The sequence below is a fragment of the Streptomyces sp. NPDC026301 genome, from assembly GCF_055567935.1.
This window is the reverse complement of the sequence record NZ_JBVHPN010000014.1, coordinates 115,053-126,621: the sequence shown is the minus strand read 5'-3', so window position 1 is coordinate 126,621 and position 11,569 is coordinate 115,053. Positions and strand designations below refer to the sequence as shown.

Annotated in this window: 12 protein-coding genes; 3 read left to right on the top strand and 9 right to left on the bottom strand. The window is 69.1% G+C overall.

Annotated elements, in window-relative coordinates; genetic code table 11:
- Nucleotides 1-16: 16 nt before the first annotated feature.
- From ACZ4MH_RS24580 to ACZ4MH_RS24550, 7 genes are all read right to left on the bottom strand, one after another.
- Nucleotides 17-937 (bottom strand): oxygenase MpaB family protein, encoded by a 921-nt coding sequence (locus tag ACZ4MH_RS24580; protein ID WP_351590768.1) that lies wholly within the window; start codon nucleotides 935-937, stop codon nucleotides 17-19.
- A 278-nt stretch (nucleotides 938-1,215) separates the two neighbouring features.
- The gene (locus tag ACZ4MH_RS24575) at nucleotides 1,216-2,085 is read right to left on the bottom strand and encodes an SMODS domain-containing nucleotidyltransferase (RefSeq protein WP_351590765.1); all 870 of its coding nucleotides are present in this window, start codon (nucleotides 2,083-2,085) and stop codon (nucleotides 1,216-1,218) included.
- Nucleotides 2,086-2,093: 8 nt separating this feature from the next.
- Nucleotides 2,094-2,636, bottom strand: a complete 543-nt coding sequence (locus ACZ4MH_RS24570) for an SLATT domain-containing protein (protein ID WP_351590762.1) — start codon at nucleotides 2,634-2,636, stop codon at nucleotides 2,094-2,096.
- Between the two features lie 452 nt (nucleotides 2,637-3,088).
- On the bottom strand, nucleotides 3,089-3,688 hold the full coding sequence (locus ACZ4MH_RS24565; RefSeq protein WP_351590759.1) for a hypothetical protein: 600 nt from the start codon (nucleotides 3,686-3,688) through the stop codon (nucleotides 3,089-3,091).
- A 170-nt stretch (nucleotides 3,689-3,858) separates the two neighbouring features.
- Complete coding sequence (locus ACZ4MH_RS24560; protein WP_351590756.1) at nucleotides 3,859-5,856, bottom strand: hypothetical protein; 1,998 nt, start codon at nucleotides 5,854-5,856, stop codon at nucleotides 3,859-3,861.
- Nucleotides 5,857-5,945: 89 nt separating this feature from the next.
- Nucleotides 5,946-6,389, bottom strand: a complete 444-nt coding sequence (locus ACZ4MH_RS24555) for a hypothetical protein (protein ID WP_351590753.1) — start codon at nucleotides 6,387-6,389, stop codon at nucleotides 5,946-5,948.
- 471 nt (nucleotides 6,390-6,860) lie between these two features.
- Nucleotides 6,861-8,039, bottom strand: a complete 1,179-nt coding sequence (locus tag ACZ4MH_RS24550; RefSeq protein WP_351590750.1) for an acyl-CoA dehydrogenase family protein — start codon at nucleotides 8,037-8,039, stop codon at nucleotides 6,861-6,863.
- Between the two features lie 154 nt (nucleotides 8,040-8,193).
- Here ACZ4MH_RS24550 and ACZ4MH_RS24545 point away from each other — a divergent pair, with 154 nt between their 5' ends.
- Nucleotides 8,194-9,294, top strand: coding sequence for a calcium:cation antiporter (locus tag ACZ4MH_RS24545; protein ID WP_351590747.1), 1,101 nt, complete (start codon nucleotides 8,194-8,196; stop codon nucleotides 9,292-9,294).
- Between the two features lie 8 nt (nucleotides 9,295-9,302).
- On the opposite strand, the gene ACZ4MH_RS24540 is transcribed toward ACZ4MH_RS24545, so the two are convergent.
- Nucleotides 9,303-9,725 (bottom strand): hypothetical protein, encoded by a 423-nt coding sequence (locus tag ACZ4MH_RS24540; RefSeq protein WP_351590745.1) that lies wholly within the window; start codon nucleotides 9,723-9,725, stop codon nucleotides 9,303-9,305.
- A 252-nt stretch (nucleotides 9,726-9,977) separates the two neighbouring features.
- Here ACZ4MH_RS24540 and ACZ4MH_RS24535 point away from each other — a divergent pair, with 252 nt between their 5' ends.
- On the top strand, nucleotides 9,978-10,502 hold the full coding sequence (locus tag ACZ4MH_RS24535) for an SRPBCC family protein (protein WP_351590742.1): 525 nt from the start codon (nucleotides 9,978-9,980) through the stop codon (nucleotides 10,500-10,502).
- 203 nt (nucleotides 10,503-10,705) lie between these two features.
- A complete protein-coding gene (locus ACZ4MH_RS24530) occupies nucleotides 10,706-10,900 on the top strand; it encodes a hypothetical protein (protein WP_351590739.1) in 195 nt (64 codons plus the stop codon).
- A gap of 81 nt (nucleotides 10,901-10,981) precedes the next feature.
- Here the strand turns inward: ACZ4MH_RS24530 and ACZ4MH_RS24525 are convergent, their stop codons facing one another.
- The gene (locus ACZ4MH_RS24525; protein WP_351590736.1) at nucleotides 10,982-11,521 is read right to left on the bottom strand and encodes a hypothetical protein; all 540 of its coding nucleotides are present in this window, start codon (nucleotides 11,519-11,521) and stop codon (nucleotides 10,982-10,984) included.
- Nucleotides 11,522-11,569 lie beyond the last annotated feature (48 nt).

The following is an 11,569-nucleotide window of genomic DNA, read 5'->3' as shown; positions in this document are numbered from 1 at the left end:
CCCCCCGTCCCCGTCGTCACTCCTGTGGCTCCCCCTGAGCACCGTGAGCCCTCAGTATGGCGGCCGGGCGGCACAGCTTGTAGGCCGACGGGCGGGTGCCGGGTCCGAGTCTGGCCACCGCACGCAGGATGTGCTTCGGCGGCAGCTGCCAGCGCACGGTCGGCGGGACCGCCCGCAGTACGCGTCCGGCGGCGCGCAGCCGCCGGTCGACGGCCGCAGGGGGCGGCACCGGCCTGCCGTACAGCTCGTGCGCGTACGGAGGGAGCGCCTCGTACGCCAGCGAGGCCACCCGCCGCCACAGCAGCGCGCGTACGGGGACCAGCGGGAGGGGCGCCGGCGGGCGCCGCAGGAAGTCGTCGACGGCCGCCGCCTCCGGGGTGGCGGCCAGCTCGGACCGCACCCCTTCGAAGTACGCGGCAAGCTGGGCACGGTCCGCGGGCACGGTGGCCGGATCGAGCCCCACCAGGCGGGCGGCGGTGCGGTTCTCCCGTATGTACGCGTCACCCACGGCCCCTTGAAGGGCGTCGGCCGCGGGATGGCCGGAACGGCGGACGACCTCCAGGTAGGAGTCGATCTCGGCGCAGTGCACCCACAGGAGCAGCCGCGGCTCGTCGACCGGATACCGCTCCCCGGTGGCGGGGTCGGTGACGGACAACGCGCGGTGGATGCGGCGAACCGCGGCACCGGCCCGCTCGGCGGCCTCGGTCGTCCCGAAGGTGGTGGTGCCGACGAAGCCCGCGGTACGCATCAGCCGCCCCCAGGCGTCCTTGCGGAAGTCGCTGTTCTGCATGACGCCGCGCACCGCCCTCGGGTGCAGCGCCTGGAGGTACAGCGCCCGGACACCGGCGATCCACATCACGGGATCGCCGTGCAGCTGCCAGGTCACCGAGTCCGGACCGTAGAGGCCGGGATCCGCCGCGCGGTCCTCGTACGCCATCGCCGTACCGCCCTCCGCCGTGTGTGACCAGGCTCGGTAATTGACACTTTGGCACGTTCCTGACCTGCGGTTATGTCAACTAGATTCAGCAGCTTTCGCCCTGGACTAGGCGATTTAGTTGGCACATTGGTACACGACAGCTGGTTCCCTCCGCGACTCCGCCTCGAGGCATGCACGTTCGATACGGGCTGGAGGCGGAGAAGAGAGAAGGCTGGGGTGCATCTTCGTGTCGCCCCGGCTGATGTGCGCGGAGCCAGGCTGCGGAGGCGGAGTCACAGTCAACGTCTGGGGAACCGGCCATTAAACAGCAGGCTCAAGTACTCGAAGGCCGAAGAAATATTCCCTGCCTGTTCGACATCGAGGGCCTTTCGAGCCCGCGTCGCAGCAGTGTGTAGCTTCGACAAGGTGCTCGCCCGCGTCGCCGTGCCAGAGCACGCGGTGAACCGACTCGCCTCCCCCTTCGGGTCGTTCATGTCCGCCAACTGAATCTTGTCCAGCCATTCAAAGTAGCCACAAAGGTGGACAAGGGGCCGGAAGGAGGTCTGCACCTCCATGTACTGGGCTGCGCGCATCTCCAGGTAGAACGAGGAGACCGGTACCGTGTTGAAGTACTTCCAGGCTTTGGCGAGCCGGGCCAACCTCTTCGCGCCGCCGCGGATGCCATCGCGCTGGTTGATCTCGTTGACGTACTCCAGGTGCGCAGTAGGAGCGGAACTCATCCATCCGCTGGTCGGCTCGGGAATGTCATAGACCGGTGTGCGATCCGCGGGTGAGGTACGAAAGCCGGGAAGGATCTCCCACTTCTCCGCCCCGTCGGCGAACATGACGGCGACGGTGGGGCGCCGGATCTGTACGACGGTGGTCGGGAAACTGGTCTGCAACGTCTCCTTCACCCAGAGCAGGGCGGTCTCGGACGTGGGCCGGTTCGCACTCATACTGACAAGCAGGTCGACATCGCAGTGATTGCGGACACCGGTTCCGTGCCCGAACGAACCAGACTCGCGGAAGAGCTGGACGCTGAACCGGGCAGAGTTCGTCAGTGAGATTTCGACGCTGCGTCGATGCCGCGCCTTGGCGTCCCGCTCACTCTGCAAAGGTGTCAGTCGTTCCAGGAAGATGTCGAAGCTCTGGGATACCGAGAATGCCATCGCGTGTTCTACCGTCCTGTCGGTGTTGTCGTCTCGTCGACGGCATAGGTCTGTCCACCGCTGCCGATGTTGCGGCGGGCCTTCTTGTAGGCCCGTCTGTTCGGCGGCTCAGCAGTCTTGTTCTGCTCATCCCGCCGCGTTGTGATCTCGGCCAGTACCTGCCGTGCCTCATCAATGGCCAAGTACGGCAGGTCGACTTCCCTGGTCTGGCGAGCCGCGGTCTGAATCTCGAGATAGGAGTTGGCGGACGCCGCGGCCTGGTTCATCCGGTGCGAGGCGTTAACCGTGGTGAGGACGGCGCCGAAGCCGGACGCCACGAGAGCGATAACACCAGCTGCTACCCGTCCCGTGGCCGAGACGAGAGCGACGGTGCCCGAGATAGCCGCCAACCCGCTCGCGGGCAGGCCGAGCCAGAGGTTGATGCCGCGCCACTGCTTGGTCATCTCGAACTGCATCTGCCCGCTGTACAGAGCGCTTTCTTCAAGCCGTCTCAACTCGGCCTCGATCGCGCTCCGGCGAGCGGAATCCGTCGTGCTGTCAGGTTCTGCCATACGCACCAAGGTACGAGTCAGCACTGACAATGGGCGCCTGATGGAGCTCTGGGGCCTGCTGATTGGAGCTAACTACGGCGGTCTTTTCGCTTAGTTGGACAGCCAGAAGGGCCCTCGCGAAGAGAATGAGGAGGGTGCCGTGACGCCCTCCTGATGAGCTTGCGCCACGCCCGCGTCATCCCGCGGCGTACCGGACTACGTGTCCGGTAGTCGAGGGCTATGTGGGTTGGCACCTTCCGGCAGGTGACCATGGTGTCGGTAGGGCATCTCGTCGGGGTACAGGTCGATGCGGACGCGCCGCCAGGCGGCGTCGAAGCTGACGTTCCCGTCGGGGGATCGTGTCAGTCGCCAGGCTCGCCAGCTCGTACGCGGTGCGAGCAGGCACCGCCACAGAGAGGTCTTCATCCGTGACGCCGGCGAGCACCACAAGTGAGCGCGCTTCGAGGAGTAGTTCATACGTTGCCTGAAGCGTCGGGGAGCGCACGCCCGTTGAGTATCGCCTGGACCTTCGCTGCGTGGTGGGGACGCTGTGCGCCCTCCATGCCGGCTGCCAGGAGCGTGTAGAGCATGCGCTTTTGAGCGTGGTCAGGGAAACTGCTCAGGAACTCGCGCAGGACTTCAACGGCCTGATACTCGACCGTCCGCTCGTGTTCCGGACGGTACTGCGCGAAGACTTCCGCTAGCGTTTTCACCTCCCCGGTGAGTGAGGGGATCTTCGACCAGTCGGCGTCGTCCCGCTCGACCCAACGAACCAGCAGGGCAGCGGGGTCGGCGAGTTCCGCCGCTACCGCCTTCGCCTTCTGCTGGCGCAGGATGTCTGCTGTGGCTTGCTTGCGCTGCGCTGCGAGCAGGGCCGCGACAGCTTCCCTGTCGTCGGACAGCAGATCGAGAGTGAGCTCGGCCCGGAAGACGACGGGCGGCTCAGTGGGCAACGTGCGCTCTCGGTTCAGGTGGTTTGCGACACGGTCGTATGCGGTTGCCAGGTCCGCCGGATCGCACGTCTTGGACACATCTTCCGCGGCAGTCCTCAGCGCTGTTCGTGCAGCGCTCACGATCCCCTCGTCCGTATCCGGGAAGGGGGGCTCGGTGAGGACACGGGCTGTGATCCGGGATGTGAAGGCTATGCCGGGACAGGAACTTCGCAGTCGGGCGTCGAAGCGGGTCAGGCCACGCCGCACCCGTCTACGGGTGCGGCGTCGTGCCCATCGGGAGATCGCCACCGTCAGGACCTCGCGGATGTGGGCTCGTCGGGAAGGGCCGCGGAGAGTGACGGCGGCAGCCTGAGGTCCTTTCGCAGTTCGATGACGGCCGAGTCATTGGCCACGCCGGGTTCGCCGAAGATCAGGGCCGAGATGGGCGTGGAGTACAGGTGCTGCACCACGACTTCGTTCAGGATTTCGGTGATGGTGTCTTCCGGCACCTGCTCCGATTCCCGTGCTCGGGCCCAGGCGACGAGGAGGCCCCGGCATTCGACGTCGACCCGGGAGTCGGCCAGGGCCACGTTCCAGCCCTCCACCAGGGCTTCCTTGATGTCGGCATCCTGTTGGGCGGCGGCGAGCATGACCTGTAGGACGTACGGGTCGACGCTCGGGTCCAGGAGTGAGAGGAACGCCCGGTGGCCCGCCAAATGCTTCTTCTCGGTGGCCCACTTGATGACGGTGCTCCACACGCGTGGCAACTGACCTTCACGGGCGGCGATGTCCCGCAGCGCGTCCTGCGCCGTCAGCACGGCCTCGTCAGTACCGGGCCGGTCGAGGATGTGCCGCAGTCGCACAAGTGACTGGCGTGGGTAGTGTTCGGCGAACTCACCCTGGCAGACCAATGCGACGACCGTGGCCACGGCCTGGGATGCGTCATGCGCCGAGTCCAGCAGCAGGGCGCGGACCTCTGCCCCCAACGTGTCGGATTCGGCTGCGACGGTGAGGACGCGGGCGATCAGCTCGCGATGTTCGGTGCTGTTGTCGCCCTTGTCGATCCAGGCGTGGATCTGGTCGATCACGCGGATGTCGTTCTCGGCGATGGCCAGTTCGACCAGGAGGTCGCCGATGTCGGCCAGCCGGTCGGCAGCGAGTCCCTTCGGGGCGGTGACGGTGTCGAGCCACTTCAGCAGGGGCGGGTGGATGTCGGCGCGCTGTTGCCACAGGTGCAGCAGAACAGCTCGGGCGTAACCGGGCTTGTGTTCGAGGGTGACAGTGCGACCGGTGACCTTGGCTCCCATCTTCTTCAAGCGGGTGGTCAGGTCGGGTCCGGTCAGAATCGCGCGGACATCCGTCTTGTCGGGCTCTCTGAGCAGGAGTCGGGCACCGCTCTGGATGGTCAGCGCATCCTTACCGTCGAGGAAGAGGGCAGAGACGAGCAGGGCTCGGTCTTCCGGGGCCTCGTCCGTTGCCTTGAAAACTCCTTGGACATCTTTGTGCCACTGCTGGAACGTGCCCAGGGCCGTCTTGAGGCTCTCGGGGGTTCCGTCGCCGTCGGCGAGCGCGGCGGCGAGGCGTACACCGTCTGCCGGGCGGCTGCTGTCGTTAAGTAGATGTGCGGCTGAACTGGCCTGCTCGACATTCCCGGTGGTCGTGCTCAGCAATCGGACCCGGTCCGGTTTGCGGTGCACCGACTCCAAGTGCGCCTTGGCCACGCGGAGTGCGGAAGGCCGTGTCGTCGTGCGGACGACTACGCGGGCGAGTGCTCCCGAGTCGTCCGGCCACCCGTGGTCGTCAGCGATCACAACCAGGTACGAACCCAGGTAGACGAGCTTTTCCGCGTAGCTGATCAGCTGTTCGGCCACGTTGCCGGGGTTGTGCCACGAGCCGATCTCGGCCGCGACGTCCAGCAAGTAGCCCCTACCTGGTTCGTCGGGCAACACGGAGATGTCGGGCGAGCCCGGTCGTTCCCAGTCGGGGCGGATCTCCTGCAGGGTCAGAGGCTTGCCCCGCGTCTCCTTCTCTCTTCGGGAGACCTCCGCCAGGGCCTTGAGCCCGGCGGTGCGCTTGCCGTAGCCGAAGGGGCCGGCTACGACGGCCAAGCGTGACGCTTCGCGAGTGAGGCGTTCGATGGCCTCGTCCGCCGTCCGGACCTTCTCGTCCCGGGCGCTCAAGTCCACCCAGGCCAGCTCCACGACATCAAGTTCGGCTTGGGGGATGTCCGCCACGGGCAGCTGAGGTTTGCTGGTCATGGTGACGGACCCAGCCGCCACGATGATCTTCGAGTTCTGGTTGTTGCCCACGTCCACACGGAATCCGGGAGCAGGTGGAGCGGCGGGTGGAGCAGGCGGACCGGGCGGAGGCGGTACGGGGCCGAAGGTGGAGTCGTCGCTCACTGGCCTGCCTCCGGCGTGCGGTAGTGGAACCCGCCCGAGGCATTGATCGCGCCAGCGGAGATGACGACCTGGCTGTTGGTGTTGTGGTGCACGCTCGTGCGGGCCCCGGGCGCCTCGTCCGGCCCCTGGACCTGGTCCGCGAACTCCTGCAGCTCCGCTGTTGCGTCCGGATGCCGCTGCAGGAAGGCTGCCAACTGAATCATCAGCTCACCGCGCAGCCGTTCCTCCACCGAGGCGCGCTCGTTCTCGGGACTGTCGACGAGTTGCTGCCGGGCCGTGTCAACGAGCCGCAGCACTTGGTCCGCGCCCTGTTCACCGTCCCGGTGCAGCAGTCGCGCCACGACTCCCCGTACGGAATCCCAGGTGCTCTTGACCATCTCGGTGACCAAAGCGGCAGCTCCGACACCCGCGACCTGCATGATGTCCGACGTGTCCCCCATGAAGTTGCGCCCGCACAGCTGAGCAGCAGGCGCCGGCGGCATATTCGACACATCAGGGTGGGCGCGGGCATGAGACCTCGCAATCGAAAGTATTTGCTACATATCGGAATCCGAAATTCCTACCCAGCTGGAACAGGCCATCGCGCAGGAAGACCTCTCGCCTCACACGGACGGGACCGACGGAACGTGCAGCACAGGATGCCGCCGCAAACCGAGACACGGCGCAACTTAGCCAGAGCACGCCCTTGGCAGTTTGTCTGAAAGCGGACAGAGCAAGGAATCTTTGCGCATAGGAGTGGGCATACAGGGGCTCCACCACGCGCATGATGCTGAGGTGCCTCATGGGATGCTTATGACACTTGCGACGGCCACATGTCCGCGAGTCTGGGCGCTAGCCGGCGCTGGAGCTCTCCAGGGCAACGGCTTCGCCCGCGGACACATTCAGTCCGGTCTGCTGGTCGCAACACCGTGTCACCGTCGCACGCGGGGCATCCCCAGGCCGATCCAGGAGATGATCTCCCGCTGGATCTCATTGTTCCCGCCGCCGAAGGTGAAGATGACGGCGGAGCGGTAACCGCGCTCCAGTTCCCCATGGAGCACCGCGCCCGCCGAGCCCTCCTTCAGCGGCCCGGCCGCGCCGACCACCTCCAGCAGCCAGGCGTAGGCGTCGCGGCGCGCCTCGGAGCCGTACACCTTGACGGCGGAGGCGTCCTGCGGGGTGAGGGCGGCGCGCTGGAGCGCGTCGACCATTCGCCAGTTCAGCAGCTTCAGGGCGTCCAGCCTGGTGTGGGTGCGGGCCAGCCGGGTGCGGACCCAGCCCAGGTCGATGACGCGCCGGCCGTCGGCGAGCTTGGTGTCCATGGCCCAGCGCTGGACGTCGTGCAGCGCGCGGATGGCCATCGTGCCGTGCGCGGCGAGGGTGACGCGCTCGTGGTTGAGCTGGTTGGTGATGATGCGCCAGCCCTCGTTCTCCGCGCCGACCCGGCGGCTCACGGGGACGCGGACGTCCTCGTAGTAGCTCGCGGTGGTGTCGTGGCCGGCGAGGGTGTTGATGAGGGTGCAGGAGTAGCCGGGGTCACTGGTGGGGACGAGGAGCATGCTGATGCCCTTGTGGGGCGGCGCTTCGGGGTCGGTGCGGACGGCCAGCCACACCCAGTCGGCGGTGTCCCCGTTCGTGGTCCAGATCTTCTGCCCGTTGACGACGTAGGAGTCCCCGTCCCGCACCGCGCGGGTCTTCAGGGCCGCCAGGTCGGTGCCCGCGTCGGGTTCGCTGTACCCGATCGCGAAGTCGATCTCGCCGGAGAGGATCCTCGGCAGGAAGTACGCCTTCTGCTCGTCGGTGCCGTACTTCATGATCGTCGGGCCGACGGTGTTCAGCGCCATCAGGGGCAGCGGCACGCCCGCCTGGGCCGCCTCGTCGAAGAAGACGAACTGCTCCATCGGCGTGAGGCCGCGGCCTCCGTACTCCTTCGGCCAGCCGACGCCGAGCCAGCCCTCGGCGCCCAGGCGGCGGACCGTCTCGCGGTAGAAGCGTTTCCGTTCGGCGGGCGCCGCGTACCGCGCGTACGCGTTGTCCGGCACCAGTTGGGCGAAGTAGGTCCGCAGTTCGGCGCGCAGCCGCTGCTGTTCGGGCGTGTATTCGAGGTGCACGGCCCCTCCTGTCCCGGTCTGACGGCCCGTCCCTGCCGTGGACTGACGGCCCGTGGGGTCGCCCGCACGGTAGAACGTGTTCCAGTAATACGGAAGGGGCGGACGCGCCCCACTTCCGCGCGCAGCCCGCCGGGTGATCTGAGAAGGTCGAGCCATGCTGCGTACCGTCCGGGCGGTCGCCGGCCACTGGACCGCCGCCCTCCCCGTACTCGCCGTCGTCCTGCTCGCGCTCGCCTGGGGCCGTTCGCTGCCCGGTCCGGTCGTGGCCCTCGTGGCGTGCTTCCTGGCCGGCGCGGTGCTCGCGGCGGTGCACCACGCCGAGGTGGTGGCCCACCGGGTGGGCGAGCCGTTCGGGTCGCTCGTGCTCGCCGTCGCGGTGACCATCATCGAGGTCGCGCTCATCCTCACCCTGATGACCGACGGCGGGGACAAGTCCGCCTCGCTCGCCCGCGACACCGTCTTCGCCGCCGTGATGATCACCTGCAACGGCATCGTCGGACTCTGCCTGCTGGTGGGCGCCCTGCGGCGGCGGGTCGCGGTGTTCAACCCGGAGGGCACGGGCGCGGCGTTCGGGACCGTGGCCACGCTGGCCGGGCTCAGCCTCGTCCTGCCGACGTTCACCACGAGCAAACCGGGCCCGGAGTTCGCACCGGCACAGCTGATCTTCGCCGCGCTCGCGGCCGTGGTGCTCTACGGGCTCTTCGTCACCACCCAGACCGTGCGGCACCGGGACTACTTCCTCCCGGTGACCGCGTCCGGCACGGTGATCGACGAGGACGACCACGCCGATCCGCCCACCCGGCGCACCGCCCTGACCAGCCTGGGCCTGCTGGCCCTCGCGCTGGTCGGCGTGGTCGGGCTGGCCAAGGCGGTGTCCCCGACGATCGAGGCCGGGGTGGCCTCGGCGGGGCTGCCGTCCTCGGTGGTCGGCGTGGTGATCGCGCTGCTGGTACTCCTGCCGGAGACCATCGCGGCGGTACGGGCCGCCACCCGCGACCGCGTGCAGACCAGTCTGAACCTCGGGCTCGGCTCGGCCATGGCGAGCATCGGCCTGACCATTCCCGCGGTCGCCGCGGCGTCCATCTGGCTGAAGGGCCCGCTCGTCCTCGGACTCGGCGCGACACACATGGTGCTGCTCGCCCTCACCGTGGTCGTCGGCACCCTGACGGTCATCCCGGGGCGCGCCACGCCCCTCCAGGGCGGCGTCCACCTGGCCCTGCTGGCGGCATATCTGGTGCTGGCGGTCAGCCCCTAGCGACTGCCTTACGGAGCGGGCGGCTCGTCCTTCAGGTCCGCGCGGTCCTGCGTACGGCTCTGGATACGGCTTTGCGCGGGGTCGCCCTCCGTGCGCGTCCGGCCGGAGTGGCGCCGCAGGTGGAAATGGGGGCCGTGCGGCATGTGCGGCGTGTGCTCATGGCGCTCGGGGCTGGACTGCGGCGCGGTCTCCGCCTGGAGGGCCCGCTCGGCCAGCCCGACCGGCACCGCGTGCACCCGCCGGCTCTCGCAGTGCGGGCAGACCGGCGAGGTCAGCGGGGAACGCACCCTGCGCCCTTCGATGCGGTACTCCTGGGAGCGCTCGCCCGCGAGGTCGGTGACGATCACGATGTCGTAGGTCTGCTTCCAGGCGTGTCCGCATCCGGTGCAGCTGAATGCGTACGTCTGCCGCAGGTCACCCGGTTCGGCCATGGCTCGCTCCCTTGTGGCCGGCGCGCCGCGCCCGGCGCCGCCGCTCCCAGGCAGCCATCATCACGCGCCCGGAGGCGTCCCGCAACGCTCGCGGCCTCCCGCGGGGCCCCCGTCCGCACGGTCACGGTGCTGCCCGAGCCGAGCGTGTATGTGGCGCACGTAGGTGGCGGGCTCCATGGGGGCCACCCCGCCGCTGCCGCCGGGCCCCGCGGCCAGTACCTTCTCCTCGACCGAGGGAGACGAGGACACACGATGCGTTATGCGGACGGCCCGGCGGCCGAGTGCGAGATACGGATCGCGGCGGCCGCGCCGCGGGTCTGGGAGCTGGTCAGCGACATCGGCCTGCCCGCCCGGCTGAGCCCCGAACTGCACCGCGTGGAATGGCTCGACGGCGCCACCGCGCCCGCGCCCGGCGCACGCTTCACGGGACACAACCGCCACCCGAAGATCGGCGAGTGGCAGACCGTCTCGCAGATCGTGGCGGTCGCCGCCGAGCGCGAGTTCGGCTGGGCCGTCCTGGACGCCGGCGGCCGGTTCGGCGCGCCGGTGGCGGACCCCGCGCAAGCGATGGCGACCTGGCGTTTCGAGCTGGAGACGGCCTCCGACCACGTCCTGCTGCGGCACTCCGTACGCGTCGGCCCCGGCGCCTCCGGGCTCAGCGTCATCATCGCCCGCCTGCCCGACCGGGAGGAGCAGCTGATCGAGGCCCGGCTCGCCGAGCTGCGCGCGGGCATGGAGGCGACCCTGACCGGCATCAAGGCGCTCGCGGAGGGCTGAGAGCCCGCGCCCAAGCCCCTCGGAGGGCTGATGAGCCTGCGCCCAAGCCCCTGACGCGACCCCCTGCGTACGGCGCGTTTGGCTCGGTTTGTACGGATTCCTGTCCGGGTACTCGACGACCGCGATCCGGACAGGAACGCCGACAGGAACGCGGGCAGGAACCGGGCAGGACCGGGGCCGGGATATCGACCGGGAGGCCGCACATGCGGGACAGAGAGCCGCAGGACCAGACGCCCACGCCCTCGCAGGCGGAAGGCGAGCGCCAGGGGCCGGAGAAGACGCGGGGGCAGCGGAGCGGCGCCGAGCGCGGCCGGGACCGCGACGTGCCCCGTACGACGCCCTCGCAGGCGGAGGGCGAGGACGAGGACCGGGACACGGAACGGCGCCGGGACCGCTGACGCGGCACGGCGGGCCACGGACGATGACGTACCGAGGACGTAGCGAGGACGACGTACCCAGGACGATGACGTACCGGCGGCCTACCGCAGCCCCGACACCTTGAAGACCAGGCGCGCCGTCTCGCTGTCGACGTGCCGCGCCAGCTGCCGCATGGCCACCGTGCCGCACAGCAGCAGCCCGCGCTCGGCCGACGTCCGGGCGCCCGCCGCGACGAACCGCCAGAGCGCGGGATCGCCGGTGAGCACGGCCGGGTCGATCTCGACCCGGCCGCCGCGCATGTCGCGCAGCACCAGCCGCTGCGCGACGCCGTCCAGCCGGCGCACCGACACCAGCAGGTCGGTCCTGACCCGCCGCTCCCCCAGCAGCCCGTGCACGGCCAGCCAGCCGGGCCCCGCGCTGACGCGGGGCGGCAGCAGCACGGCGAACAGCAGCGCCGCGAGCCCGGCCCACAGCACGGCACGCGGCGGGGTGAGCCGCCCCGTACCGCCGTCGAGCAGCAGCAGGAGCCCCAGCAGCGTGGCGGCGCACAGGCAGGCGTCCCGTAACCCGGCGGCCCACCGGCAGTCGTGGGCCACGGCGTCCGGCGGCTGCGGACATTCGTGGATGCGGTCCATGTCCATGGTGCCGACGCTAGAGAGCCGGCCGGCGAATGCCTCTCGCTTTGACGC